Origin of the sequence: Pseudomonas sp. A1230 (genome assembly GCF_044218825.1) — a bacterium.
Taxonomy (GTDB): Bacteria; Pseudomonadota; Gammaproteobacteria; order Pseudomonadales; family Pseudomonadaceae; genus Aquipseudomonas; species Aquipseudomonas iridis.
Genome location: NZ_CP162582.1, coordinates 3848466 through 3873574 on the forward strand (window position 1 = coordinate 3848466; position 25109 = coordinate 3873574).

Here is a 25109-nt window from a genome sequence, read left to right on the forward strand (position 1 = left end):
AGCTTCAACCCTGCACGACGCAGGTGGCCAGGTGAGCGGCAAGCGCATCCCAGGCAATGCTTTGTTGTTCGCCCTGGCCACGCAGGGGTTTGAAACCTACCACTTGCTGGGCCATTTCGTCGTCACCGAGGATCAGTGCGTACAGCGCACCGCTCTTGTCGGCCTTCTTGAACTGGCTTTTGAAGCTGCCAGCGCCGGCATTGACTTGCAGACGCAGGTTTGGAAGCTGATCACGTACACGCTCGGCCAAAGCCAGACCGGCCAGCTCGGCTTCTTCACCGAAGGCGCAGAGGTAGACGTCGACCTGACGGGAAATTTCTTCCGGGATCTGCTCGAGGGTCTCGAGCATCAGCACCAGACGTTCGATGCCCATGGCGAAACCAACGCCGGTGGTCGGCTTGCCGCCCATCTGCTCGACCAGGCCATCGTAACGACCGCCCGCGCAAACAGTGCCCTGGGCGCCGAGCTTGTCGGTGACCCATTCGAAAACGGTTTTGCTGTAGTAATCGAGGCCGCGTACCAGCTTCGGGTTGAGCACGTACGGAATGCCGACGGCATCCAGACGGGCCTTCAAGCCTTCAAAGTGTGCACGGGACTCGTCGTCCAGGTAGTCGGCCATTTTCGGCGCATCGACCAGCACGGCCTGGGTGTCGGCATTTTTGGTGTCGAGCACGCGCAGCGGGTTGGTTTTCAGGCGACGCTGGCTGTCTTCGTCGAGCTTGTCGTGATGCGCCGAGAGATACTCGACCAGTGCTTCACGGTAGCGACCACGGGACTCGCTGGTGCCGAGGCTGTTGAGTTCGAGTTTGACCGCATCACGGATGCCCAACTCGCCCCACAGGCGCCAGGTCATGGTGATCAGCTCGGCGTCGATGTCCGGACCGTCGAGGTTGAACACCTCCAGACCGATCTGGTGGAACTGGCGATAGCGGCCTTTCTGCGGACGCTCGTGGCGGAACATCGGCCCGATGTACCAGAGTTTCTGCACCTGGCCACCGCCCGTGATGCCGTGCTCAAGCACAGCACGTACGCACGCCGCGGTGCCTTCCGGACGCAGGGTCAGGGAGTCGCCGTTGCGGTCTTCGAAGGTGTACATCTCTTTTTCGACGATGTCGGTCACTTCACCGATCGAGCGTTTGAACAGCTCGGTGAACTCGACGATCGGCATGCGGATCTGCTTGTAACCGTAGTTATCCAGCAGACGCGCAACAGTGCCCTCGAAATAACGCCACAGCGGGGTCTGTTCGGGCAGGATGTCGTTCATGCCACGAATGGCTTGCAATGACTTGCTCACTTTAAATCCTTAAATTCGTTCGGCTCTGTAGGCTCAGCCGCGCGCGATAACCGCTGCGTCAGCTTCGACCTTTTCGGCCGCTTTCTGGCGGATCAGCTTTTCCAGGTGATCCACCAGATTTTCATTCGTCAGTTTCTGCGCCGGCTTGCCGTCGATGTAAATCAGGTTTGGCGTGCCGCCGGTCAAGCCGATGTGGGCTTCCTTGGCTTCGCCGGGGCCGTTGACCACACAACCGATCACCGCGACATCCAGCGGCACCAGCAGGTCTTCAAGGCGCCCTTCCAGCTCGTTCATGGTCTTGACCACATCGAAGTTCTGCCGCGAGCAGCTCGGGCAGGCGATGAAGTTGATGCCACGGGAACGCAAATGCAAAGACTTGAGAATGTCGTAACCGACCTTCACTTCCTCGACCGGGTCGGCCGCCAGCGAGATGCGGATAGTATCGCCAATCCCCTCGGCGAGCAGCATACCTAGGCCCACGGCGGATTTCACCGTGCCAGAACGCAATCCACCCGCTTCGGTGATGCCCAGGTGCAGCGGCTGGACGATTTCTTTCGCCAGCAAGCGGTAGGCTTCGACGGCCATGAACACGTCGGAGGCCTTCACACTGACTTTGAAGTCCTGGAAATTCAGGCGTTCGAGGTGCTCAACGTGGCGCAGGGCCGATTCGACCAGCGCCGCCGGAGTGGGCTCGCCGTATTTCTTTTGCAGGTCTTTTTCCAGCGAGCCGGCGTTGACGCCGATGCGAATCGGGATACCGCGGTCACGAGCGGCATCAACCACTGCACGCACGCGATCTTCGCGACCGATGTTGCCCGGGTTGATACGCAGGCAGTCCACACCCAGTTCGGCTACGCGCAGAGCGATCTTGTAGTCGAAGTGAATGTCGGCAACCAGCGGCACCTTGACCAATTGCTTGATCTTGCCGAATGCCTCGGCGGCGTCCATGTCCGGCACCGAAACGCGAACGATGTCGACGCCGGCCGCTTCCAGGCGATTGATTTGCGCAACGGTGGCGGCTACGTCATTGGTGTCGCTGTTGGTCATGCTCTGCACAGCGATAGGCGCATCGCCGCCTACCGGTACGTTGCCGACCCAGATCTTGCGCGAAACGCGACGTTTGATTGGAGATTCGCCGTGCATGACTTATTGACCCAACTTCAGGCGAGCAGTCTCGCCACTGGTGAACGGAGCGATATCGACCGACTGGCCGTTGTAGCTGACCTGTGCGCCACGGGCATAGCCCAGTCGTACGGCAAACGGTGGTTTGCCGGCAACAGACAGGCTATCGCCTTTACGCTTGAGGCCACTGAACAGAATCTTGCCGGTGCCATCGGCGACTTGCGTCCAGCAATCAGCAACGAATTGCACAGAAACCTGACCTTGACCCGCAACTGGCGCAGCCGCTTGCGCGGTTGGCGCTGGCGTCGCAGGAGCCACCGGAGCGGCAACGGTCGGCGCAGGAGTAGCCGGAGCATTCGCTGTCGGCGTGGCCGGCGCAGCGACAACCGGAGCCGGCGTGTGAACCGGTGCAGTTGGCGTCGCGGCCGGTGCTGCTGGAGCGGTTGCCGGAGCAGCAGGCTCGGCGCCAGTGGATTCAGCGGTGGTTTCCGATTGCGGCAACGCCAAATCAGTCGTGCCTTCGGCCTGACCTTCGGCAACGGCCTGGTCTTCCGGCTCGTCAATCGGGTGAATCTGCGTGGTGCCGTCGGCGCCTTCGACTTCGACGTGCTCAGGGGCGAGGCTGGTCAGGTCTTTGGTGCGCTGCGAAGTCTGATCCTGCCACCAGACGAAACCGCCACCGATGACCGCGATCAGCAACAGCAGGCTGACGATGCGCAAAATGGTGTGGGAAACCCGCACCGGCTCTTCGATACGACCCAGCGCATGCACGTTGCTGCCCTGGGAATCGGTGCCGGTGGACTGGTCAAATTGCTGAACCAGAGCGGTCTGGTCCATGCCGAGCAACTTGGCATAGGCGCGAATATAGCCGCGAGCGAAGGTGTGCCCCGGCAGCTTGTCGAAAGCGCCGGCTTCAAGATTGCTCAGGGACGTCACGGTGAGGTTGAGCTTGAGGGCCACTTCGGCCAGCGACCAGCCATTGCTTTCGCGGGCCTGGCGCAAGGTCTCACCGGGGTTAACGCGATTCGCTGCTACAACTTCGGGATGCGCCGCTTTCATCATTGCTCCGACAGGTATTGCTGATATTCCGGCGTACCGGGATAGAGTCGTTTTAATTGCAGGCCATAACTGGCTGCCTTGTCGCGATCTTCAAACACTTTCGCCAGCCGAACGCCGAGCAATAGACTACGTGCATTTTGTTCGGTTAGCAGGCTGAAACGGTCGTAATAGTCACGTGCGGGCACATAATGCCTGTCTTCGAAGGACAACTCAGCCATTTCCAGCAATGCGCGCGGTTGTTGACGATGCAACCGCAGGGCTTTTTCCAGTTGCTGCTGCGCCAGATCACGCTGGCCGAGCTTTGCCGCCGTCATGCCGAGGCTCTCGAATACGCGCGAGCGCTCAGGATACAGGGTATCGGCGGCGGCCTGTTCAAAACGCTCGTAGGCTTCCTTGTAACGCTGCTCTTCGTAGAGAAAACTGCCGTAGTTGTTGAGGGTGCGGGCATCGGCGGGACGTGAAGACAAGGCCTTGCGGAAGTGTTCGTCAGCAAGTGCAGGCTCCATCTCGGCCTGGAATACCAGTCCGAGCGCAGCATTGGCGTCCGGGTCAGAGCTGTCCAGGTCAAGGGCCTTTTTCAGCGGCACCTTGGCGCGCTCGGTCATGCCCTGCTGCAAATACCCCAGCCCCAACTGCACATAAGCGGCTCGCGCTTCATCGCGGCCCTTGCTGGTCTTCATCGGGTTGTAGTCACCCGACAGGACACAGCCAGCACTCAGGCTGGCCAACAGCAACAGCAGCGCAAAGCGCAGGGACATAGAGATCCTCTCTTAGTTTGTATTCGCGGCGTTCTGCGCCAGATCGCCGTCGGCGTTCAATTCCCGCACGGCAATGTAACGTTCGCTGCGACGGGTGCGATCCAGCACCTGCCCTACCAATTGTCCACAAGCCGCGTCGATGTCTTCACCACGGGTGGTGCGCACAGTGACGTTGAAGCCTGCCTGATGCAGTTGATCCTGGAACCGGCGGATAGCGTTGTTGCTAGGCCGCTCGTACCCGGAGTGCGGGAACGGGTTGAACGGAATCAGATTGATCTTGCATGGAATGTCTTTCAGCAACTCGACCATCTCAACGGCATGTTCGACTTTGTCGTTGATGTCCTTGAGCAAGGTGTACTCGATGGTCAGCACGCGCTTCTCGCCCAGGGACGACATGTAGCGCTGGCACGACTCGAGCAGCATCTTAAGCGGATATTTCTTGTTGATCGGCACCAATTGGTTACGCAATGCGTCATTCGGTGCGTGCAGGGACAACGCCAGGGATACGTCGATGTGCTTGGACAGCTCATCGATCATCGGCACCACACCCGACGTGGACAGGGTCACGCGGCGCTTGGAGATCCCGTAGCCGAGGTCATCCATCATCAGATGCATGGCGGCGACGACGTTGTCGAAGTTCAGCAGCGGCTCACCCATGCCCATCATCACCACGTTGGTGATGGCACGGTCGACGGTCGCCGGGACGCTGCCGAAAGATTTGTTGGCAATCCACACCTGACCGATGACTTCGGCGGCGGTGAGGTTGCTATTGAAGCCTTGCTTGCCGGTGGAGCAGAAACTGCAGTCCAGGGCACAGCCTGCCTGGGACGAAACGCACAACGTGCCGCGTTTGCCCTGGGGAATGTATACGGTCTCGACACAGCTGCCGGACGCCACGCGCACTACCCACTTACGGGTGCCGTCGGTGGAGATGTCCTCGCTGACAACTTCGGGACCACGGACCTCGGCAATAACCTTGAGCTTGTCGCGCAAGGCCTTGCTGACGTTCGTCATGGCGTCGAAATCATCGACGCCAAAGTGGTGAATCCATTTCATTACCTGACCGGCACGGAAACGCTTCTCCCCGATTGAGTCGAAGAATTTTTCCATTTCCGGCTGGGTCAGACCCAGCAGGTTGGTTTTAACAGTCGATGTAGTCATGGATTCACCTTCACTCTTAAGCCAATGCTTAGCGAGTGGTTACTTCAGTAGCTGCGAAGAAGTACGAGATTTCACGAGCAGCTGCGGCTTCGGAGTCCGAACCGTGAACAGCGTTGGCGTCGATGGAATCAGCGAAATCAGCGCGGATGGTACCGGCAGCAGCTTCTTTAGGGTTGGTAGCGCCCATCAGCTCACGGTTCAGAGCGATAGCGTTTTCGCCTTCCAGAACCTGAACAACAACAGGACCGGAGATCATGAAGGAAACCAGGTCGCCGAAGAAACCACGAGCGCTGTGCTCAGCGTAGAAGCCTTCAGCTTCAGCTTTGGACAGCTGCTTCAGTTTCGAAGCTACAACGCGCAGGCCGGCTTTTTCGAAACGAGTGGTGATTTCGCCGATGACGTTTTTTGCAACAGCGTCAGGCTTGATGATGGAGAAAGTGCGTTGAACAGCCATGGTGTAACTCCAGAAACGGTAATTTGTGAAAAATTAAACCCGCGAATTATACGCGGGTTCTTGGGTATTGCCTAACCTGCGAGGACGATCAGTCCAATTCTTCGGCCCAGAGCGTCTGAACCGCTTCCAGTACTTTCTCGCCAACGCGACCAGAGGTGTCATCAAAGTCAGGCAGATTCATGATCATCTGCTGCAGACGGACGAAACCTACAGAATACGGATCGATACCGGGGTGGGCCTCGGCCAGTTCTTCTGCAATACGTTGAACATCATTCCAACCGTAGCTCATGACAGTCTTACCAGTCAGTGCGGCGCTTCGGCCGCATGGTTAAGCGAATATTTCGGAATCTCGACGGTGATGTCTTCCTCACCCACGATAGCCTGACAGGCCAGTCGCGATTGCGCTTCCAGACCCCAGGCACGATCAAGGAAGTCTTCTTCCAGCTCGTCAGCCTCTTCCATCGAGTCGAAACCCTCGCGAATGATGCAGTGACAAGTGGTGCAGGCGCAGACGCCGCCACAAGCACTTTCCATCTCGATGTGGTGTTCGTGGGCCAGTTCAAGAATCGATGTGCCGGGCGCAGCCTCGACCACCATACCCTCAGGGCAGAACTTGTCGTGGGGCAGAAAAATGACCTGCGGCATCAGATATCCTCGATTTCATTCAGATTGCGCCCTGACAGAGCGGCTTTCACCGTCAAATCCATGCGGCGGGCAGCAAAAGCATCGGTCACTTGCGACAGACGCTTGGTCTGCTGCTCGATGGCGTAACCATCGGTACCTTTCATCAGTTCGGCCAGTTCCTGCAATTGCAGGTCGATAACCATGCGCTCTTCGGCGTCAAGCAAACGCTCGCCATCCACCTCAAGAGCACCCTGCACGGCTTCGATCAGACGCTGGGCATCGACTTGCTGTTCACGCAGAACGCGAGCGACCTTGTCGTCATTGGCGTGCCGGAACGAGTCCTTGAGCATCTTGGCGATTTCGCCGTCGGTCAGACCGTAGGAAGGCTTGACCTGAATGCTCGCCTCAACGCCCGAACCGAGTTCGCGGGCGGAAACGCTGAGCAGACCGTCAGCGTCGACCTGGAAGGTCACGCGAATCTTCGCCGCACCCGCGACCATCGCTGGAATGCCACGCAATTCGAAACGCGCCAGCGAGCGGCAGTCACTGATCAACTCACGCTCGCCTTGCAGCACGTGAATCGCCATTGCCGACTGGCCATCTTTATAAGTGGTGAAGTCCTGAGCACGGGCGACGGGGATGGTGGTGTTGCGCGGAATCACCTTCTCCATCAGACCGCCCATGGTTTCCAGCCCCAGGGACAGCGGAATCACGTCGAGCAGCAGCAGTTCGCCGCCATCGCGTTTGTTGCCGGCCAACGTATCGGCCTGGATCGCGGCACCGATGGCCACCACTTGATCCGGGTCGATTTCGGTCAACGGCTCACGACCAAAGGCTTCGGCAACCGCTTCGCGAACGCGCGGGACGCGAGTCGAACCGCCGACCATGACCACGGCATGCACGTCTTCCAGCTCGATGCCGGAATCACGAACAGCACGGCGGCAGGCTTTCAGGCTGCGCGAGACCATCGGCTCGATCAGCGCATCGAAGGCTTCGCGGGTCAGCTGTGCTTTCCAGTCGCCATAGGCAACTTCAACACTGGCCACATCGGTCAGGGCTTCTTTGGCCGCGCAAGCGGTTTGCAGCAGATTACGTTGCGCGCCTGGATCGAGATCGGCGGACAGGCCCGCGCTCTCGATGATCCAGCTGGCAATCGCATGATCGAAATCATCGCCGCCCAGCGCGCTATCGCCGCCAGTGGCGAGAACTTCAAACACACCGCCAGTCAGACGCAGAATCGATATATCGAAAGTGCCGCCGCCCAGGTCATAGATCGCGACCAGGCCTTCGGCGTGCTGATCCAGACCGTAAGCCACAGCGGCCGCGGTCGGCTCATTGAGCAGGCGCAGCACGTTCAGACCGGCCAATTGGGCCGCATCCTTGGTGGCCTGGCGCTGAGCATCGTCGAAATACGCCGGAACGGTGATCACCGCGCCAACCAGTTCGCCACCCAAGGTCGCTTCAGCACGCTGGCGCAACACTTTGAGGATTTCGGCGGAGACTTCGACCGGGCTTTTCGGGCCCTGCACGGTATCGATGAACGGCATGTGCGATTCGCCGCCGACAAAGCGGTATGGCAGTTGCTCGCCCAATTGCTTGACGTCGGAAAGACCACGACCCATCAAGCGCTTGACCGACAGCACAGTGTTCAAAGGATCGGAAGCGGCAGCCAGTTTGGCCGACTCGCCGACTTCGACACGGTCGGAGTGGTAACGCACGGCAGACGGCAGGATGACCTGCCCGTTTGCGTCGGCCAGCGGCTCGGAAAGACCACTGCGCAACGCAGCGACCAGCGAATTGGTAGTACCCAAGTCGATCCCCACAGCCAGGCGACGCTGGTGCGGTTGAGGACTTTGGCCGGGTTCGGCGATCTGCAGTAGGGCCATCGTGATCAGGACTTATCTGTATATCAGGCGTGCGACCGGAGCGGCACTGGGTTAATCGTCGAGGCGCTCTTCTAACTGGCGCACTTCGTAGGTCAGCTTGTCGAGGAACTGCATGCGCCGCATCAGGCGTTCGGCCTGATCACGTTGCGCTGCATCGTCCCAACAGGCTGCAAAACTTTCGTTGAGTTCTTCCTGGGCCACTTTCAAGCGACGCTTGAACACCGCGACGCCGTCGAGATCGGCACTGTCCTGGAGGTCTTCGAGCTCTTCGCGCCATTGCATCTGCTGCAAAAGAAACTCGGGATCATGGACCGTGACTTCCATCGGCACTTCATGCCCACTGACCTTCAGCAGGTAGCGCGCACGCTGGGGCGGGCTCTTGAGCACCTGATAAGCCTCGTTGAGGCCGGCAGATTGCTCAAGCGCCAACCGCTGCTCGCGCTCGGAAGCATCGGCAAAGCGGTCAGGATGAACACCACGCGCCAACTCACGGTAGCGTGTGGCCAACTGCTCGAGATCCAGACGGAAGCTCGGTTGCAGCTCGAATAAAGCGAAATGACAAGGAGTACCCACGACAAGCCTCAGATGTTGAAGCTTTCGCCGCAGCCACACTCACCGCGTACGTTGGGGTTGTTGAACTTGAAGCCTTCGTTCAACCCTTCCTTGACGAAATCGAGCTCGGTGCCGTCCAGGTAAGCCAGGCTTTTCGGGTCGATAATCACTTTTTCGCCGTGACTTTCGAACACCTGATCCTCTGCAACCACCTCGTCGACAAACTCCAGCACGTAGGCAAGGCCGGAACAACCTGTGGTGCGAACACCCAGACGAATCCCTTCACCCTTGCCGCGCCCGTCGAGGGAGCGCCGCACGTGTCGAGCAGCCGCTTCTGTCATGCTGATAGCCATCGGTGACTCCTTACTCGTCGCCAAATCCTGAAAGTCAGATCAAGCCTTTCTTCTGCTTGTAATCGCGAACAGCCGCCTTGATAGCGTCTTCAGCGAGTACCGAGCAGTGAATCTTCACTGGCGGCAGGGCCAGTTCTTCGGCCAGCTGGGTGTTCTTGATGGTTTCCGCTTCGTCCAGGGTCTTGCCCTTCATCCACTCGGTAGCGAGGGAGCTGGAGGCGATTGCCGAACCGCAGCCGTAGGTCTTGAACTTGGCATCTTCGATGATGCCCTGATCGTTGACCTTGATCTGCAGACGCATCACGTCGCCGCACGCTGGTGCGCCAACCATGCCAGTGCCGACATCCGGGTCTTCGGCATTCATCTTGCCGACGTTACGCGGGTTTTCGTAGTGGTCGATGACCTTTTCGCTGTAAGCCATGGTTCTAATCCTCACTCATCAGGGCCGCTCTTGAGGCCCTGTAGCTGCGCTGCGTCAGTCGCCGCGTCGCTACAGGATCTGTATCTGGCGGCTTCTATATTTAGTGTGCCGCCCACTCGATCTTCGAGATATCGACGCCGTCTTTGTACATGTCCCACAGCGGCGACAAAGTGCGCAGCTTGGTAACGGCCTCGCAGACTTTCTGCGCGGCGTAGTCGATTTCTTCTTCGGTGGTGAAACGGCCGAAGGTGAAGCGGATCGAGCTGTGTGCCAGTTCGTCGTTGCGGCCCAGGGCGCGCAGTACGTACGAAGGCTCAAGCGATGCCGAGGTGCACGCCGAACCGGACGAAACCGCCAGATCCTTGAGCGCCATGATCAGCGACTCGCCCTCAACGTAGTTGAAGCTCAGGTTCAGGTTGTGCGGAACGCGGGCAGTCAGGCTGCCGTTGACATACAGCTCTTCCAGATGCTCGACCTGCTTGTAGAAGCGGTCGCTCAGGGCTTTGATGCGCACGTTTTCAGCAGCCATGTCTTCCTTGGCCACACGGAACGCTTCGCCCATGCCGACGATCTGGTGGGTCGCCAGAGTACCGGAACGCATGCCGCGCTCATGACCGCCGCCGTGCATGGTCGCTTCGATGCGCACACGCGGCTTGCGGCTCACGTACAGCGCGCCGATGCCTTTAGGGCCGTAGGTCTTGTGGGCAGAGAACGACATCATGTCGACTTTCAGTTTCGACAGATCGATGTCGACCTTGCCGGTGGACTGAGCAGCGTCAACGTGGAACAGGATGCCTTTGGCGCGAAGCATCTCGCCGATGGCTTCGATGTCGTTGATGGTGCCGATTTCGTTGTTCACATGCATCGCCGACACAAGAATGGTGTCTTCACGCAGCGCGGCTTCGATCATTGCCGGAGTCACCAGACCATCGGTCTGCGGCTCGAGGTAGGTCACTTCGAAACCTTCACGCTCCAGTTGGCGCATGGTGTCGAGGACAGCCTTGTGCTCAATCTTGGTGGTGATCAGGTGTTTGCCCTTGGAGGCGTAGAAATGTGCCGCACCTTTGATCGCCAGGTTGTTGGACTCGGTGGCGCCGGAGGTCCAGACGATTTCACGCGGGTCGGCATTGACCAGATCGGCCACCTGACGACGGGCGTTTTCGACGGACTCTTCAGCTTTCCAGCCGAACACGTGGGAACGGGACGCCGGGTTACCGAAGTTTCCGTCGACCAGCAGGCATTCACTCATTTTTTGCGCAACGCGCGGATCGACCGGTGTGGTCGCAGAGTAATCAAGGTAAATCGGCAATTTCATGGACTATCTCCTAAATCAGGGCTGGCGTGCCGCTGGCTCTACGGCTGTCATTCGACGGCGGACGCTTCAATCTTGTCCAGGCGTTGCGCCTTGCTGTTGCAACGGCGCTGGTCCTGACGCTGGGCTACTTCTTGCACCTCACGGCGAGTCACAAGATCAGCCAAGCTGATACCACTTAGAAATTCGTGAATCTGCAGGCTCAGATCGCACCACAGATGATGTGTCAGGCAAGTGTCGCCGGAATGGCAATCACCCTGCCCCCCGCACTTGGTGGCATCGACCGATTCGTTCACCGCGTCGATCACCTGGGCGACCTGAATGCCCTGCATGTCGCGGGACAACTGGTAGCCACCACCCGGACCGCGAACGCTGGAAACCAGGTTACTGCGGCGCAGCTTGGCAAAAAGCTGTTCGAGATAGGACAGGGAAATGCCTTGGCGCTCGGAGATATCGGCCAGGGACACCGGCCCGTGCTGCGCGTGCAACGCCAGATCAAGCATGGCGGTCACGGCGTATCGGCCTTTTGTAGTCAGTCGCATGGACAATTACCACGGAGTTCAGAATGGGGCGAGTATGCAATTCCCGAGTATTTAAGTCAACTATAAGACCTAGTGCTTTAGTCGGGTTTACCCGCGAAAGAGCGCGCGCATCATAGCAAAGGCAGGCCGTTAACAGCCAGAGGTACCGCGTTACCGTTCTTCGCGAGCAGGCTCGCTCCCACACTGGAATGCAATCCCCCGTGGGAGCGAGCCTGCTCGCGACAGCAGCGGTGCGGTTTAGCTGGCCTGACTCTGATCCTTGCCCTTCACGCAGGCGAAGTCTTCTTCGCGCAGCTCAGGCAGATCTTTCGCACAGTAATTACTGCCCAGATCCTTCAATGCGCCGCACATACCTTCCAGCCGCCCGTCCACCGCTTGCAGGTGGTCGAGCAACTGACCGATGGCGCGCGCCACCGGGTCGGGCATGTCTTCGCTGACACCATAGGCATCGAAACCGATCTTCTCGGCCATGGCCTTGCGCTTGGCGTCCTGCTCCTCATCGGATTTGACGATGATTCGACCCGGAATGCCCACGACTGTAGCGCCCGGCGGTACTTCTTTGGTCACCACCGCGTTGGAGCCGACCTTGGCACCGGCACCGACCGTGAACGGGCCGAGCACCTTGGCGCCAGCGCCCACGACAACGCCGTCGCCCAGTGTCGGGTGACGCTTGCCTTTGTTCCAGCTCGTGCCACCCAGGGTCACACCCTGATAAATGGTCACGTCATCACCAATCTCGGCGGTTTCGCCAATGACGATCCCCATACCGTGATCGATGAAAAAACGCCGACCGACCTTGGCGCCCGGATGAATTTCGATCCCGGTCAACCAGCGACCGAAGTTCGACACCAATCGCGCCAGCCATTTCAGCTCATTGCGCCAGAGCATGCCTGCCAATCGATGAATCCAGATGGCGTGCATGCCGGGGTAGCAGGTCAGGACTTCAAAAGCGTTACGCGCCGCCGGGTCTCGATGGAATACGCTCTGGATATCTTCACGCAAACGCTCAAACATCATTCAGTCCTTCCGCTTTAGAAGCTCACCACGGGCCGCTTTTTGGGTTTCCGTGAGGATGCCACGCAATATATTCATTTCCGCCCGGCTGACCGAGCTGCGTCCGTACAACCGGCGCAGGCGCGCCATCAAGTGCCGCGGTTTTTCCGGATCGAGGAATTCGATAGCGACCAGCGTCTGCTCCAGATGCTCATAGAATCGCTCAAGCTCATCCATGGTCGCCAGCTCGGCGCTTTTCACCGAGGCCACTTCTTCTTTCTCGATCTTGCTCGGCTGACCTTGTGCCGCCAGCCAGGCCATACGCACTTCATAGCTCAACACCTGCACCGCCGCCCCCAGATTCAGCGAACTGAACTCAGGATCGGAGGGGATATGCACGTGAAAGTGACATCGCTGCAGCTCGTCATTGGTCAGGCCGGAATCTTCACGACCGAACACCAAAGCGATTTCCGCGCCTTGCCCGGCCTCCTCAACCACTTTGGTTCCGCATTCGCGCGGATCCAGCAGCGGCCAGGGGATACGGCGGTCACGAGCACTGGTGCCAAGCACCAGATTGCAACCGACCAAGGCATCTTCAAGAGTGGCGACGACTTGGGCATTTTCAAGGATGTCACCGGCACCGGAGGCGCGAGCATCGGCCTCGTGGTGCGGAAACAGGCGCGGCTCGACCAGCACCAAGCGCGACAGACCCATGTTTTTCATGGCGCGCGCGGCCCCGCCGATGTTGCCGGGGTGGCTGGTATTGACCAGGACGACACGAATGTTCTGCAGCAAGGGAGGCGCTCTCGGACACAGGAAAGGGGTGCAAATCTTACAGAACAGCCTACCGTTAAGCTATGAAAGCGAACAGCGACCTTCACCTGAAGAAAAGTTCTGATAGAATGCGCGGCTTTCTTTAACAACCTTAGGTGACACATCCATGCAGCCCATGCTGAATATCGCGCTGCGCGCCGCCCGCAGCGCCAGTGAACTGATCTTCCGCTCCATCGAGCGCCTGGATACCATCAAGGTCGACGAAAAAGACGCCAAGGATTATGTATCCGAGGTGGACCGCGCCGCCGAGCAGAAAATCATCGACGCGCTGCGCAAGGCTTACCCGAACCACTCGATCCGTGGCGAAGAGACCGGCATGCACGCCGGTACCGGTATCGAAGGCGAAGAATACCTGTGGATCATTGATCCGCTGGACGGCACCACCAACTTCCTGCGTGGCATTCCTCACTTCGCTGTCAGCATCGCCTGCAAATATCGCGGTCGCCTGGAACACGCTGTTGTTCTGGACCCGGTTCGCCAGGAAGAATTCACCGCCAGCCGTGGTCGCGGCGCTCAACTGAACGGTCGCCGCCTGCGCGTCAGCGGTCGCACCAGCCTCGACGGCGCCCTGTTGGGCACTGGCTTCCCGTTCCGTGACGACCAGATGGACAACCTCGAGAACTACCTGGGCATGTTCCGCGCTCTGGTTGGCCAGACCGCCGGCATCCGCCGTGCTGGCTCGGCAAGCCTCGACCTGGCTTATGTGGCTGCCGGTCGTTTCGATGCATTCTGGGAGTCGGGCCTGTCCGAGTGGGACATGGCTGCAGGCGCCCTGCTGATTCAAGAAGCTGGCGGCCTGGTGAGCGACTTCACCGGTGGTCACGACTTCCTTGAAAAAGGCCACATCGTTGCCGGCAACACCAAATGCTTCAAGGCAGTGCTGACGGCGATCCAGCCGCACCTACCGGCTTCGCTGAAGCGCTAAGCTTTTCGCGAAATGAAAAAAGCACCCTTCGGGGTGCTTTTTTATGCCTGAAATTCAACATTCCCCCTGTAGGAGCTGCCGAAGGCTGCGATCTTTTGATTCTGGTTTTTAAAAACAGGATCAAAAGATCGCAGCCTTCGACAGCTCCTACATTGGGTATCAGGTGATCACCGACAGATCCGTCGGCTGACAAGAATACGGGCACAAAAAAAGCACCCCGAAGGGTGCTTCTCTTTAAACGACCAGGCCGTTACTGACCTGGCTCATTCTGCGACAGGACCAGTTTGCCTTCCTTGTCGACCGGAATCTGGTTGCCCGGATCACGATCCATACGCACTTTGCCTTCCTTGCCATCCAGCGAGTAACGCACGTCGTAACCGACAACCTTGTCACTGATGTCGTTTACGGTGTTACAGCGAGTCTGTGTCGTGGTGTAGGTGTCACGACCCTGCATACCTTCCTGAACCTTGTTACCGGCATAACCGCCACCGACCGCGCCGGCCACAGTGGCAATCTTCTTGCCGTTGCCGCCGCCGATCTGGTTACCCAGCAAGCCACCCGCTACGGCACCGATGGCGGTACCGAGAATCTGGTGTTGATCCTTGACCGGCGCCTGCCGGGTCACTGCTACGTCCTTGCACACTTCACGTGGCGTCTTGATCTGTGTCTTGACCGGTTCAACGGCTAATACTTGCGCATACTCAGGGCCGCTTTTAACCAGGCTGTAGGTGGCAACAGCACCCCCGGCAGTCACACCGACAGCACCCAATACCGCACCAACCAGCAACGACTTGTTCACATGAACCTCCTGACCATCACATGCGGGACGGGCCCGCGCTTCTCCCAGCCTTGGAGCATAAAAAAAGGCGCGAGTTCAACTCGCGCCTTTTTTGGCTGACTACTGGAAAAACGATGGCCGTTTATGGACGGTCGTCGACTTCCTTCTCGGTGTTAGCCGGTGGAATCAGGTCTTCGGTCGTCAGGTTCAGCCAGATCAGCACCACGTTAGCGATGTAGATCGACGAGTAAGTACCCGCCAGAACACCGATGAACAGGGCAATCGAGAAGCCGAACAGGTTGTCGCCACCAAAGAACAGCAGCGCAGCGATCGCCAGCAAGGTCGAAATCGACGTCGCCATGGTGCGCAGCAGGGTCTGGGTGGTCGAGATGTTGATGTTCTCGATCAGCGTTGCCTTGCGCAGTACACGGAAGTTCTCACGAACCCGGTCGAATACCACAATGGTGTCGTTCAGCGAGTAACCGATGATCGCCAGCACCGCTGCCAGTACTGTCAGATCGAAAGTGATCTGGAAGAACGACAGGATACCGATGGTCACGATCACGTCGTGGATCAGCGAAACGATAGCGCCGACCGCGAATTTCCACTGAAAGCGGAAAGCCAGGTAGATCAGGATGCCGCCGAGCGCCAGCAGCATGCCGAGGCCACCCTGGTCGCGCAGCTCTTCACCGACCTGCGGGCCGACGAACTCGACACGCTTGACCATCGCCGGGTTGTCGCCGCCAACCTTCAGCAGCGCCTCCGCGACCTGATGGCCCAGCTGCGGGTCTTCACCCGGCATCCGCACCAGCAGATCAGTCGTCGCACCGAAGCTCTGCACGATGGCTTCGTGGTAACCCGAACTCACCAGCTGCTCGCGCACCTTGGTGACATCGGCCGGACGCTCGTAGGTCAGCTCGATGAGCGTACCGCCGGTGAAGTCCAGACCCCAGTTCATGCCCTTGGTGACGACACTGAACATAGCCAGCAGGGTGAGGAATACTGTGACGCCGAACGCGAAGTTGCGAACGCCCATGAAGTTGATTGTACGTAACATGGCAGCCCCTTAAATCCACAACTTCTTGAAGTCACGTCCGCCGAAGATCAGGTTGACCATTGCGCGGGTCACCATGATGGCCGTGAACATCGAGGTAAAGATCCCGAGGGACATGGTCACTGCGAAACCTTTGACCGGGCCTGTGCCCATCGCAAAGAGAATCCCGCCGACCAACAGAGTGGTCAGGTTGGCGTCGAGAATCGCGGTGAATGCCCGGCCGAAGCCTTCGTTGATTGCGCGCTGCACGGACATGCCCGCGGCGATCTCTTCACGTATCCGCGAGAAGATCAGCACGTTGGCGTCGACCGCCATACCCATGGTCAAGACGATACCGGCGATACCCGGCAGGGTCAGCGTTGCACCCAGCAGCGACATCAGCGCCAGCAGCAACACCATGTTCACCGACAGAGCGACAGTGGCGATGATGCCGAAGAAGCGATAGATCGCGATGATGAACAGAGACACGAACAACATGCCCCACAACGACGCATCGATACCCTTGGTGATGTTGTCAGCACCCAGGCTCGGGCCGATTGTGCGCTCTTCAGCGAAGTACATTGGAGCCGCCAGACCGCCGGCACGCAGCAGCAGCGCCAGCTCGGACGACTCACCCTGACCGTTCAGGCCAGTGATACGGAACTGAGCACCCAGCGGCGACTGGATGGTCGCCAGGCTGATGATCTTCTTCTCTTCCTTGAACGTCTGCACCGCGACGTCTTTTTCGACGCCATTCACCATTTGCTTGGTGTAAGTGGTGACCGGACGCTGCTCAATGAAGATCACAGCCATGCTGCGACCGACGTTGCTGCGGGTCGCACGGCTCATCAGCTCGCCACCGTGACCATCCAGACGGATGTTCACTTCAGGCGTGCCGTGCTCGCCGAAACCAGCCTTGGCGTCGGTTACCTGGTCACCCGTGATGATCAGGCCGCGCTCGATCTGCGCCGAAGGACGATTGCCTTCACGGAACTCGAAAGTTTCGGAAGTGGCTTTCGAAGCGCCAGGCTCTGCAGCCAGACGGAACTCAAGGTTGGCCGTCTTGCCGAGAATACGCTTGGCTTCGGCAGTGTCCTGCACGCCCGGCAGCTCAACCACGATGCGGTTGGCGCCCTGACGCTGGACGATCGGTTCAGCAACACCCAGCTCGTTGACGCGGTTACGTACCGTGGTCAAGTTCTGCTTGATGGAGTATTCACGGATTTCCGCCAGCTTGGCCGGGGTCATCGCCAGACGCAGCACCGGTTGACCATTGAGGTCGGCCGGAACAATGTCGAAATCGTTGAAGTTCTTGCGGATCAGCGCACGGGCCTGTTCGCGGGAATCTTCATCGCTGAAGCCCAGCTGAATGGCACCATTGAGCTGCGGCAGACTGCGATAACGCAGCTTCTCTTTGCGCAGCAGGCTCTTGACGTCGCCTTCGTAGACTTTCAGGCGTGCATCGAGGGCTTTATCCATGTCCACTTCCAGCAGGAAGTGCACACCACCGGACAAGTCCAGACCCAGCTTCATCGGGTGCGCGCCCAGGTTGCGCAGCCATTGCGGGGTGGTCTGTGCCAGGTTCAGCGCGACGACGTAGTCATCACCCAATGCCTTGCGCACAACGTCTTTGGCCGGCAGCTGATCTTCAGCCTTGGTCAGACGGATCAGACCGCCCTTGCCGTTCGCCGCCAGCGTGGCAGCCTTGACGTTGATCCCGGATTCTTTCAGCGCGGTGCTTACGCGATCCAGATCGGCCTGATTGACCTGCAGTGCCGTGCTGGCGCCGCTGACCTGAATGGCCGGGTCATCAGGATAAAGATTGGGAGCGGAATAAATCAGACCGACCGCCAGCACCGCCAGGATCAGAATGTATTTCCACAGAGGGTATTTGTTCAGCATCACGCCGCCCGTTATGAACGCGGGGCGCCTTGCGCGCCCCGTCGATTGAGTAGAAGTTGGAACCTTAGATCGCTTTCAGCGTGCCTTTTGGCAGCGTGGCGGCGATGGCGCCTTTCTGGAACTTCATTTCCACGGTGTCGGAAACTTCCAGAACCACGAAGTCATCGGCCACTTTGGTGATCTTGCCGGCGATGCCGCCGGTGGTGACCACTTCGTCGCCCTTCTGCAGGCTGCTCAGCAGGTTTTTCTGCTCTTTGGCGCGCTTGGCCTGTGGGCGCCAGATCATCAGGTAGAAGATGACCAGGAAGCCGACCAGGAAAATCCACTCGAAGCCGCCGCCCATTGGGCCTGCAGCAGCCGGTGCAGCAGCGTCAGCCATGGCGTTAGAGATAAAAAAGCTCATTTAGCACTCCAGTTGCAAATGTTGAATCTTGGGGTCAGAAAACTCAGTCCAAAGGCGGAACGGGGAGCCCGCGTTTGGCGTAGAAGGCATCGACAAAGGCGGCCAATGTACCCTGTTGAATAGCCTCGCGCAAACCAGCCATCAGCACCTGATAATGGCGCAAGTTATGGATGGTATTGAGCATGCTTCCCAGCATTTCGCCGCACTTGTCCAGGTGATGCAGATAAGCGCGGGAGAAGTTCTGGCAGGTATAGCAATCGCAGGTCGGATCGAGCGGCGATTCATCATGGCGATGGAACGCGTTACGGATCTTCAGCACGCCTGTATCAATGAACAGATGCCCGTTGCGGGCATTACGGGTTGGCATCACGCAATCGAACATGTCCACACCGCGGCGCACACCCTCAACCAGATCTTCCGGTTTGCCAACGCCCATAAGGTAACGAGGTTTGTCAGCCGGCATCATGCCCGGCAGATAATCGAGCACCTTGATCATCTCGTGCTTCGGTTCGCCCACCGACAGACCGCCAATGGCCAGGCCATCAAAGCCGATCTTGTCGAGACCTTCAAGCGAGCGCATGCGCAGATCCTGGTGCATGCCGCCCTGGACGATGCCGAACAGTGCAGCGGTATTCTCGCCGTGAGCATTCTTCGAACGCTGAGCCCAGCGCAACGACAGCTCCATCGACACACGGGCGACATCTTCGTCAGCCGGGTACGGCGTGCATTCGTCGAAAATCATCACGACATCGGAACCGAGATCGCGCTGAACCTGCATCGACTCTTCCGGCCCCATGAACACTTTCGCGCCGTCGACCGGAGAGGCAAAGGTCACGCCCTCTTCCTTGATCTTGCGCATGGCGCCGAGGCTGAACACCTGGAAGCCACCGGAGTCGGTCAGGATCGGGCCCTTCCACTGCATGAAATCGTGCAGGTCGCCGTGCTCCTTGATCACTTGGGTGCCAGGACGCAGCCACAGGTGAAAGGTGTTACCCAGGATCATTTCCGCGCCGGTGGCGACGATGTCACGCGGCAACATGCCCTTGACCGTGCCGTAAGTACCGACCGGCATGAAGGCCGGAGTCTCGACGGTGCCACGCGGGAAGGTCAGACGACCACGACGGGCCTTGCCATCGGTGGCAAGCAGCTCGAACGACATACGACAGGTGCGACTCATACTGTTTCCTCTGGGTCCGATTCACTAGGGGCAGTCGGCGCGGGATTTCGGGTGATGAACATCGCATCACCGTAGCTGAAAAAGCGGTAACCGTTTTCGACGGCAGCCTTATAGGCGGCCATGGTTTCGGGATAACCGGCGAAGGCCGAAACCAGCATCAACAGCGTGGATTCAGGCAAATGGAAATTGGTCACCAGAGCATCGACCACATGGAACGGTCGGCCCGGGAAGATAAAGATATCGGTGTCGCCACTGAACGGCTTGAGCACGCCATCGCGCGCCGCACTCTCCAGCGAACGCACGCTGGTGGTGCCCACGGCAATCACTCGACCACCGCGAGCACGACACGCGGCGACTGCATCGACCACGTCCTGGCCGACTTCCAGCCACTCGGTGTGCATGTGGTGATCTTCAAGCTTTTCGACGCGCACTGGCTGGAATGTACCGGCGCCAACGTGCAACGTGACGAATGTGGTCTCGACGCCTTTGGCGGCAATCGCCTCCATCAAGGCCTGATCGAAATGCAGCCCCGCCGTCGGCGCCGCCACCGCGCCCAGGCGCTCGGCATACACCGTCTGATAACGCTCGCGATCCGAGCCTTCATCCGGGCGGTCTATATAAGGAGGCAACGGCATGTGCCCGACGCGATCAAGCAGCGGCAACACTTCTTCGTCAAAGCCCAACTCGAACAACGCGTCGTGACGCGCGAGCATCTCGGCTTCGCCACCGCCGTCGATGAGAATCTTCGAACCCGGCTTCGGCGACTTGCTTGAACGCACATGCGCCAGTACGCGATGCGTATCGAGTACCCGTTCGATGAGTATTTCCAGCTTGCCACCGGACGCTTTCTGCCCGAACAGCCGCGCCGGAATCACCCGGGTATTGTTGAACACCATCAAATCGCCCGAGCGCAAATGCTCAAGCAAATCAGTGAATTGACGGTGTGCCAGAGCACCGCTGACCCCATCAAGGGTCAACAGGCGACTACCGCGACGCTCGGCCAAAGGGTGGCGGGCGATCAGCGAATCAGGGAGTTCGAAGGTAAAGTCAGCAACGCGCATGATGGGGTTCGTCTAGCAGGGGCCGAAAGTCTAGCGGAAATATCGAAAATTGACCATGAAACGTGATTGACCAACGGTAATCTCATCTCTATACTTCGCCGCCATTGAGCCCTGATGGCGGAATTGGTAGACGCGGCGGATTCAAAATCCGTTTTCGAAAGGAGTGGGAGTTCGAGTCTCCCTCGGGGCACCATATAGCTGTATCTGAGAGTCTCTACCAGTCTCTCAGACCCAAAGAAACCGGCCACTTGGCCGGTTTTTTTGTGCCTGCCTGTCTACCCCTGTCCATCCTTATCCGTTGTATCCCTGTATCCCTACTTGTATCCCGAGAAAAGTACCGAACTTTGGGATACAAGGATGAAGCGCGCAGATATCAAGCGTCGGCCTCTCGCAGATACCACACTCGCGGGACTGGAGCCGGAATCAAAGGAATACCGAGAGCTGGATGGAAATGGCCTCTACTTCAGGGTCAAACCTGATGGAGGTAAATCCTGGCAGCTCCGCTATAAACGCCCGGCGGGTAATTGGGCGTGGATGGGGCTTGGGGGTTACCCAGAGGTAAGCGGCGCGCTAGCGAGAGACAAAGCTGCCGAACTACGCAAAGTAGTGAGCAGTGGTGCTGACCCCCTCGAACAAAAGCGATCAGCTAAAGCGGCAATAGATGCAGCTAAAACTCGAACCTTCCGAGCGGCTGCTGACGCTTGGTTAAAGGCGAAAGAAGAAAAGGGTCTGGCTCCGTCCACACTCAATAAGATTCGCACGTACCTCGACAAGGACATTCTTCCAGCGCTCGGAGACAAACCTCTCGACGAAATAACCCGTACAGATTGCGCGGACCTGCAAGCATCCATAGAAGCGCGGGACGCCCACAACGTAGCGGAAAAGTGTCGCACCTGGGTCAATCAGATATTCGGTCGAGCCATCGGTTTAGGCTTAACCGAGAACGACCCGGGAAGCCGGCTCCGCGATATCGCAGCTCAAGCACCGAAAACTCAACAGCACCCTCATTTGTTGGAGCCTGAGCTTGGCGACTTTCTGAACGCGCTGCGACATACACCAAGCAGACTGACTGCTCGAACAGCAGCGTGGCTGTGCATATGGACGGCATCGCGACCGGGAACCCGCGGGACTGTGCTAGCGAAAAGGTACCCATCTTAGTGAACAGGTGAACCGGGTGAACTCACAGTTCACCAGTGCAATTGGGTAATTGCACAGACTTGCCCACCCATTTGCATTCGACCTGACCAGTCATTTGCATCGGATTTGACCAGTACGAGCCGTCGACATGACCGGTAGAGAACGACCCATAGCAGCGGTCTGAGCTGGCATCGGTTAAGATCCTCAACGTCTTTTCGACAATGCCGACTTTAAACGAGGGAGTTCCATGACAAGGATGGCCGCTGTTTTCACTTTACTGAGTTGTATGGCTTCGGCCTCGGCATTGGGGGCGTCTAGTTGTCCGTTCCCAGAGGGGATGCAGGCGTCTATCGGCGCATCGAAGCAGGTCATCGAGGCCAGACACGCCGGTGTCGCTAAGGATGATCTGCTCACCAGGATGTCGCCAGGGCTCAACGGGCAGATGTCCCAGCTGTTAAACAATATCGTCGACGAGGTTTACGATCATCCGGCTCTGCTACCCGAGGTGTATGCGGCCTATCGGTTCGAGCACTGCTTTGTTTCGCAGCAACACGCTGAGCAGGTGGCGGCCATGAAGTTTGCCGATGCCTATCCGCTGCTGAAGAAATGCGAACAGTTGCACCCAGAAGGGACCCGACCTCCTTGTGCAATGCGCGTAGTGCATACGGTGACCGGAATTCCCGAGTAAACCATCCGGCGCAATCGATTCATTGACGTGTTAAGTCCTTAGCCAATCTGTTGCGTCGACCAGTTGAATCCACAACCCCAAGCGGACGGTTCACAGAAAGTGTAAAGCGAATTTTGCGCGCTTTTTACTGAGGCACTAGCTCCGACCACAAAATACTGCGCCCGATCCCCCTCATTAGCGTTCCGTAGTCTTCAAACTTACCGACGTTGACTTCCTCTTGTCTTTTCCAGGTCGCTTCACATTCCTCGCAGACCCACAGCAAGATATTCGTAGAGCGGATACGCATAGCTTGGACTGAACCTTGACCGCATCTTTTGCACTCAACCGGCATTCTAATAATCTCGACTTATTTTCCGACGCAAACCAGACCGAAGTGTCCGCCTTTGGCCGTTCTCTGCCAATCAGCAACAAAAAGGGGCATCTTTACCATCGCGGTAACGATGCCACTTTTTCGTCAGGATCCTTTCAATTTCAACGTTGAAATTTCAGTAAGGTGGGATGTCTGTCGCTAGCAAGATGTCGCGGGTTTCCGACCCCGTATCCTCAGGATATCGTCAGGGTCCCCACCGCCTTTTTCTGTAACCCACCCGAGATCTCAGATGAGTAACCTCCAGAAGCTAATCGCAGACGCCCTGTCCGGCTCATCCTTTCAGGAAAAAATCTCTGATGACGGTTGGCAGGCAATCGCTAAGCAATGTGGCGCCCCCGAGATCGAAGAGATCGAACAGCGTATTGCCAGGTTACGTGCAGAGCTGGAAACGGTTGAGGAGTGGGACGGAGATACCCAAGATGACATACATCTCGCGATTTCCAGATTTACCCGATTACTGAGGTCCGCGAAAGCACGGTAACGTTGCTGCCAGCGACAGAACCACAAGGATTGAACATGAATAAATTCCTCGTAGGATTCACCTACCACGAGCCAGAACGGTGGGCCTTGTTTCAAAAAGGCATCATTGAAGACTGCGAGTCATCCACAGGTATTTACGTCGCGGCCTCCACTGCAGGTAAAGCAATTGCATGGGCAGAGCGTATTGCTGAGGAACTCCTGCGGGCATCCAACTCAGACCCTAAGCTTGACTGGAAGTCGTTGGGTTACGAGTGCTGGGCCGTGGACGATCCGAGCGACTCCGACTGGAGTCATTGCCTCGCCTTTTTTCAATCCGTCGAGGTCGGCGTTTTCCCAGATTTTGTGAATATGGGTGCGAGTGCGTACGGAAAGTGGGCCGAGGACCATGGGGTTTTTCCTACTTAATCCTGCAAGCCCCGGTAACGCCTTCACTCAATAGCTGATTTCCCCAGCAGCGCATACCTTCAGTTGGAATATGTATGACCCCAGAATGGATCGGTCGCGGCAAAACCGTCGCACAGTTGATACAAGAACTTCGCTCTTTCGAGGATCAGAGTCTGGAGGTCCGCATTTCCATTGATGGGGGCGAATCCTCACAGCCTATTTCTCTTGTTACGAAGAAAGGAGGATATGCCGTGCTCGAGAATCACCAGGACACGCCCACAATCGTTCGTCACGGAGGCTAACGACCGGGCGTTTCAGAGAGCGACAAAGTAAGCGGCGCGATGCACCCTGTATGCCCACGTGTGTGCCTAACCAAACCACGGCAGGTCGTCCCCTTATAAACCGGGCCTCACAGCCTCCAGTTCAAACGACGCTTGGTCTATCGAAAGGTTTGCATGGCACCCTATGGACTATTCATACTAAGCCCAGCAAAAGAGACCATGTATCCCTACATGTATCCCTACATGTATCCCGAAATAGCAAACCTCTCTGTAGGGCTTGAGTTTACTGGAACACTACAGTCTCCCTCGGACACCAAAATCAAGAAAGGTCTTGCCTAGGCAAGGCCTTTTTTTTCGTCTGTAGAAAACCGGTAGCCTTCGGCTAAATGATTTTCAGATACAAGCAGCCTGGCCGCAGCATGAGATCACGTCTCAAGGTTGGGCGCTGGCACGGATTGACCACTCGCCCCAAACAACCGCTCAGCTATCTTCCGACCTCGCTGCATGCCTTCATCTGTCAACCAGATCGACTTGTTCCTGTTCACCGGATTACTGATGAAACCCTGCTCATGCAATCGGTTCATGATCACGAAGTCGAAGCCTTTCCAGGCATTGCCGTCATCTGAACTTAAGGCTGCCAACAGGGCGAGCACGGCATCCTCCATCAGCTTGTCGTCGTATTCCATGGTCGTAACTCCGCTTGCGTTCAACAGTTAACGTCGAGTTTGTGGGGGCACAATTCAGATTCCCATTCGACCGGGCCTGTACCCGTAGCCCTTATCGAACGGGGCTATTTAATTCTGCATCTCTCAACATCATCCTGTGTTCTCAGCGCCGTATCGAGCCCCAGTCGATACCGACAGTAATCGATGATCATTTTTCGCTCCTCGTCCGTAAGCCGTTCCACTTGCCTGATCTCCCCGTCGTTGGCGTGGATGTTGTGAAACCTCATCTGCCACGTCGGATGCTTTTTGATAAACAGAATGGTTTCAATGTCACCGTCTTCAAGGGCTTGATAGTAGCCGCTGTAGAGAATAGCCCCCATCACGAGCGCCGCCCCGATCAGTAACTTTTTCATCGTTGCAGTGCCGATGGTCGCAACTGCCGCGTTTTGGGTTTGGTTAT

Annotated in this window: 28 protein-coding genes, 1 tRNA gene and 1 pseudogene; 6 read left to right on the forward strand and 24 right to left on the reverse strand. The window is 57.8% G+C overall.

Features of this window, described 5'->3' with window-relative positions; translation table 11 throughout:
- Positions 1-4: 4 nt before the first annotated feature.
- The 16 genes from hisS to trmJ all read right to left on the reverse strand — a co-directional run bounded on the left by hisS (position 5) and on the right by trmJ (position 13326).
- A complete protein-coding gene (gene hisS, locus AB4P97_RS17970) occupies positions 5-1294 on the reverse strand; it encodes a histidine--tRNA ligase (protein WP_016984369.1) in 1290 nt (429 codons plus the stop codon).
- A 33-nt stretch (positions 1295-1327) separates the two neighbouring features.
- Entirely contained in the window at positions 1328-2437 is a 1110-nt protein-coding gene (gene ispG, locus AB4P97_RS17975; protein WP_042560922.1) for a flavodoxin-dependent (E)-4-hydroxy-3-methylbut-2-enyl-diphosphate synthase, read from the reverse strand.
- A 3-nt stretch (positions 2438-2440) separates the two neighbouring features.
- Entirely contained in the window at positions 2441-3475 is a 1035-nt protein-coding gene (locus AB4P97_RS17980) for a RodZ family helix-turn-helix domain-containing protein (protein WP_200616971.1), read from the reverse strand.
- Entirely contained in the window at positions 3475-4233 is a 759-nt protein-coding gene (gene pilW / locus AB4P97_RS17985; RefSeq protein WP_395601427.1) for a type IV pilus biogenesis/stability protein PilW, read from the reverse strand. The genes AB4P97_RS17980 and pilW overlap by 1 nt, the downstream gene beginning before the upstream one ends.
- A 12-nt stretch (positions 4234-4245) precedes the next feature.
- Positions 4246-5394 carry a 23S rRNA (adenine(2503)-C(2))-methyltransferase RlmN gene (rlmN, locus tag AB4P97_RS17990; protein WP_042560925.1) on the reverse strand — a complete coding sequence of 383 codons (1149 nt, stop codon included), beginning with the start codon at positions 5392-5394 and terminating at the stop codon, positions 4246-4248.
- Between the two features lie 28 nt (positions 5395-5422).
- Positions 5423-5848: a nucleoside-diphosphate kinase gene (gene ndk / locus AB4P97_RS17995; RefSeq protein WP_042560926.1), complete on the reverse strand. Its 426-nt coding sequence runs from the start codon at positions 5846-5848 to the stop codon at positions 5423-5425.
- Positions 5849-5936: 88 nt separating this feature from the next.
- A complete protein-coding gene (gene iscX, locus AB4P97_RS18000) occupies positions 5937-6137 on the reverse strand; it encodes a Fe-S cluster assembly protein IscX (RefSeq protein ID WP_042560927.1) in 201 nt (66 codons plus the stop codon).
- Positions 6138-6151: 14 nt separating this feature from the next.
- On the reverse strand, positions 6152-6493 hold the full coding sequence (gene fdx / locus AB4P97_RS18005; protein ID WP_042560928.1) for an ISC system 2Fe-2S type ferredoxin: 342 nt from the start codon (positions 6491-6493) through the stop codon (positions 6152-6154).
- Positions 6493-8358 (reverse strand): Fe-S protein assembly chaperone HscA, encoded by a 1866-nt coding sequence (gene hscA, locus AB4P97_RS18010; RefSeq protein ID WP_261735970.1) that lies wholly within the window; start codon positions 8356-8358, stop codon positions 6493-6495. The genes fdx and hscA overlap by 1 nt, the downstream gene beginning before the upstream one ends.
- A 51-nt stretch (positions 8359-8409) precedes the next feature.
- Positions 8410-8931, reverse strand: coding sequence for a co-chaperone HscB (gene hscB, locus AB4P97_RS18015; RefSeq protein ID WP_042560930.1), 522 nt, complete (start codon positions 8929-8931; stop codon positions 8410-8412).
- Positions 8932-8939: 8 nt separating this feature from the next.
- On the reverse strand, positions 8940-9263 hold the full coding sequence (gene iscA, locus AB4P97_RS18020; RefSeq protein WP_003227904.1) for an iron-sulfur cluster assembly protein IscA: 324 nt from the start codon (positions 9261-9263) through the stop codon (positions 8940-8942).
- Positions 9264-9297: 34 nt separating this feature from the next.
- Positions 9298-9684 (reverse strand): Fe-S cluster assembly scaffold IscU, encoded by a 387-nt coding sequence (iscU, locus tag AB4P97_RS18025; RefSeq protein WP_042560931.1) that lies wholly within the window; start codon positions 9682-9684, stop codon positions 9298-9300.
- A 100-nt stretch (positions 9685-9784) separates the two neighbouring features.
- A complete protein-coding gene (locus AB4P97_RS18030) occupies positions 9785-10999 on the reverse strand; it encodes an IscS subfamily cysteine desulfurase (RefSeq protein WP_047303011.1) in 1215 nt (404 codons plus the stop codon).
- Between the two features lie 47 nt (positions 11000-11046).
- Complete coding sequence (gene iscR, locus AB4P97_RS18035; RefSeq protein WP_042560933.1) at positions 11047-11538, reverse strand: Fe-S cluster assembly transcriptional regulator IscR; 492 nt, start codon at positions 11536-11538, stop codon at positions 11047-11049.
- 237 nt (positions 11539-11775) lie between these two features.
- On the reverse strand, positions 11776-12552 hold the full coding sequence (gene cysE, locus AB4P97_RS18040; RefSeq protein ID WP_025109222.1) for a serine O-acetyltransferase: 777 nt from the start codon (positions 12550-12552) through the stop codon (positions 11776-11778).
- Between the two features lie 3 nt (positions 12553-12555).
- Entirely contained in the window at positions 12556-13326 is a 771-nt protein-coding gene (gene trmJ, locus AB4P97_RS18045; protein ID WP_008084663.1) for a tRNA (cytosine(32)/uridine(32)-2'-O)-methyltransferase TrmJ, read from the reverse strand.
- Between the two features lie 145 nt (positions 13327-13471).
- Between trmJ and suhB the strand changes: the two genes are divergently transcribed.
- The gene (gene suhB, locus AB4P97_RS18050; RefSeq protein ID WP_008084666.1) at positions 13472-14290 is read left to right on the forward strand and encodes an inositol-phosphate phosphatase; all 819 of its coding nucleotides are present in this window, start codon (positions 13472-13474) and stop codon (positions 14288-14290) included.
- Positions 14291-14540: 250 nt separating this feature from the next.
- On the opposite strand, the gene AB4P97_RS18055 is transcribed toward suhB, so the two are convergent.
- The 6 genes from AB4P97_RS18055 to queA all read right to left on the reverse strand — a co-directional run bounded on the left by AB4P97_RS18055 (position 14541) and on the right by queA (position 20644).
- Positions 14541-15089, reverse strand: a complete 549-nt coding sequence (locus AB4P97_RS18055) for a glycine zipper 2TM domain-containing protein (protein ID WP_042560935.1) — start codon at positions 15087-15089, stop codon at positions 14541-14543.
- A 121-nt stretch (positions 15090-15210) separates the two neighbouring features.
- Positions 15211-16125, reverse strand: coding sequence for a protein translocase subunit SecF (gene secF / locus AB4P97_RS18060; RefSeq protein WP_042560936.1), 915 nt, complete (start codon positions 16123-16125; stop codon positions 15211-15213).
- A gap of 9 nt (positions 16126-16134) precedes the next feature.
- Positions 16135-18003, reverse strand: coding sequence for a protein translocase subunit SecD (gene secD / locus AB4P97_RS18065; protein WP_042560937.1), 1869 nt, complete (start codon positions 18001-18003; stop codon positions 16135-16137).
- Between the two features lie 64 nt (positions 18004-18067).
- Complete coding sequence (yajC, locus tag AB4P97_RS18070) at positions 18068-18406, reverse strand: preprotein translocase subunit YajC (RefSeq protein ID WP_007916913.1); 339 nt, start codon at positions 18404-18406, stop codon at positions 18068-18070.
- Between the two features lie 43 nt (positions 18407-18449).
- A complete protein-coding gene (tgt, locus tag AB4P97_RS18075) occupies positions 18450-19565 on the reverse strand; it encodes a tRNA guanosine(34) transglycosylase Tgt (protein ID WP_162184604.1) in 1116 nt (371 codons plus the stop codon).
- 14 nt (positions 19566-19579) lie between these two features.
- Complete coding sequence (queA, locus tag AB4P97_RS18080) at positions 19580-20644, reverse strand: tRNA preQ1(34) S-adenosylmethionine ribosyltransferase-isomerase QueA (protein WP_047303017.1); 1065 nt, start codon at positions 20642-20644, stop codon at positions 19580-19582.
- A 108-nt stretch (positions 20645-20752) separates the two neighbouring features.
- Between queA and AB4P97_RS18085 the strand changes: the two genes are divergently transcribed.
- From AB4P97_RS18085 to AB4P97_RS18105, 5 genes and pseudogenes are all read left to right on the forward strand, one after another.
- Positions 20753-20837, forward strand: a tRNA-Leu gene (locus tag AB4P97_RS18085).
- Positions 20838-21001: 164 nt separating this feature from the next.
- Positions 21002-21763: pseudogene (locus AB4P97_RS18090) on the forward strand (tyrosine-type recombinase/integrase); the annotation flags it as partial.
- A gap of 265 nt (positions 21764-22028) precedes the next feature.
- Entirely contained in the window at positions 22029-22469 is a 441-nt protein-coding gene (locus AB4P97_RS18095) for a hypothetical protein (RefSeq protein WP_042560940.1), read from the forward strand.
- 599 nt (positions 22470-23068) lie between these two features.
- Positions 23069-23320 (forward strand): hypothetical protein, encoded by a 252-nt coding sequence (locus AB4P97_RS18100; RefSeq protein ID WP_042560942.1) that lies wholly within the window; start codon positions 23069-23071, stop codon positions 23318-23320.
- Positions 23321-23355: 35 nt separating this feature from the next.
- A complete protein-coding gene (locus tag AB4P97_RS18105) occupies positions 23356-23724 on the forward strand; it encodes a hypothetical protein (protein ID WP_042560943.1) in 369 nt (122 codons plus the stop codon).
- A 685-nt stretch (positions 23725-24409) separates the two neighbouring features.
- Here the strand turns inward: AB4P97_RS18105 and AB4P97_RS18110 are convergent.
- A complete protein-coding gene (locus tag AB4P97_RS18110; protein WP_395601428.1) occupies positions 24410-24670 on the reverse strand; it encodes a DUF6429 family protein in 261 nt (86 codons plus the stop codon).
- A 104-nt stretch (positions 24671-24774) separates the two neighbouring features.
- Positions 24775-25062 carry a hypothetical protein gene (locus tag AB4P97_RS18115; protein WP_042562197.1) on the reverse strand — a complete coding sequence of 96 codons (288 nt, stop codon included), beginning with the start codon at positions 25060-25062 and terminating at the stop codon, positions 24775-24777.
- Positions 25063-25109: the final 47 nt, after the last annotated feature.

Excerpts from the sequence above, each read along its gene's own strand:
- hscA (WP_261735970.1), bottom strand. The coding sequence starts at position 8,358 with ATGGCCCTACTGCAGATCGCCGAACCCGGCCAAAGTCCTCAACCGCAC.
- queA (WP_047303017.1), bottom strand. The coding sequence starts at position 20,644 with ATGCGCGTTGCTGACTTTACCTTCGAACTCCCTGATTCGCTGATCGCC.
- cysE (WP_025109222.1), bottom strand. The coding sequence starts at position 12,552 with ATGTTTGAGCGTTTGCGTGAAGATATCCAGAGCGTATTCCATCGAGAC.
- pilW (WP_395601427.1), bottom strand. The coding sequence starts at position 4,233 with ATGTCCCTGCGCTTTGCGCTGCTGTTGCTGTTGGCCAGCCTGAGTGCT.
- suhB (WP_008084666.1), top strand. The coding sequence starts at position 13,472 with ATGCAGCCCATGCTGAATATCGCGCTGCGCGCCGCCCGCAGCGCCAGT.
- AB4P97_RS18110 (WP_395601428.1), bottom strand. The coding sequence starts at position 24,670 with ATGGAATACGACGACAAGCTGATGGAGGATGCCGTGCTCGCCCTGTTG.
- AB4P97_RS18100 (WP_042560942.1), top strand. The coding sequence starts at position 23,069 with ATGAGTAACCTCCAGAAGCTAATCGCAGACGCCCTGTCCGGCTCATCC.
- secD (WP_042560937.1), bottom strand. The coding sequence starts at position 18,003 with ATGCTGAACAAATACCCTCTGTGGAAATACATTCTGATCCTGGCGGTG.
- yajC (WP_007916913.1), bottom strand. The coding sequence starts at position 18,406 with ATGAGCTTTTTTATCTCTAACGCCATGGCTGACGCTGCTGCACCGGCT.
- ndk (WP_042560926.1), bottom strand. The coding sequence starts at position 5,848 with ATGGCTGTTCAACGCACTTTCTCCATCATCAAGCCTGACGCTGTTGCA.
- AB4P97_RS18030 (WP_047303011.1), bottom strand. The coding sequence starts at position 10,999 with ATGAAATTGCCGATTTACCTTGATTACTCTGCGACCACACCGGTCGAT.
- fdx (WP_042560928.1), bottom strand. The coding sequence starts at position 6,493 with ATGCCGCAGGTCATTTTTCTGCCCCACGACAAGTTCTGCCCTGAGGGT.
- tgt (WP_162184604.1), bottom strand. The coding sequence starts at position 19,565 with ATGTCGTTCGAGCTGCTTGCCACCGATGGCAAGGCCCGTCGTGGTCGT.
- AB4P97_RS18115 (WP_042562197.1), bottom strand. The coding sequence starts at position 25,062 with ATGAAAAAGTTACTGATCGGGGCGGCGCTCGTGATGGGGGCTATTCTC.
- iscX (WP_042560927.1), bottom strand. The coding sequence starts at position 6,137 with ATGAGCTACGGTTGGAATGATGTTCAACGTATTGCAGAAGAACTGGCC.
- AB4P97_RS17980 (WP_200616971.1), bottom strand. The coding sequence starts at position 3,475 with ATGAAAGCGGCGCATCCCGAAGTTGTAGCAGCGAATCGCGTTAACCCC.
- AB4P97_RS18105 (WP_042560943.1), top strand. The coding sequence starts at position 23,356 with ATGAATAAATTCCTCGTAGGATTCACCTACCACGAGCCAGAACGGTGG.
- AB4P97_RS18095 (WP_042560940.1), top strand. The coding sequence starts at position 22,029 with ATGACAAGGATGGCCGCTGTTTTCACTTTACTGAGTTGTATGGCTTCG.
- ispG (WP_042560922.1), bottom strand. The coding sequence starts at position 2,437 with ATGCACGGCGAATCTCCAATCAAACGTCGCGTTTCGCGCAAGATCTGG.
- secF (WP_042560936.1), bottom strand. The coding sequence starts at position 16,125 with ATGTTACGTACAATCAACTTCATGGGCGTTCGCAACTTCGCGTTCGGC.
- rlmN (WP_042560925.1), bottom strand. The coding sequence starts at position 5,394 with ATGACTACATCGACTGTTAAAACCAACCTGCTGGGTCTGACCCAGCCG.
- iscU (WP_042560931.1), bottom strand. The coding sequence starts at position 9,684 with ATGGCTTACAGCGAAAAGGTCATCGACCACTACGAAAACCCGCGTAAC.
- iscR (WP_042560933.1), bottom strand. The coding sequence starts at position 11,538 with ATGCGACTGACTACAAAAGGCCGATACGCCGTGACCGCCATGCTTGAT.
- iscA (WP_003227904.1), bottom strand. The coding sequence starts at position 9,263 with ATGGCTATCAGCATGACAGAAGCGGCTGCTCGACACGTGCGGCGCTCC.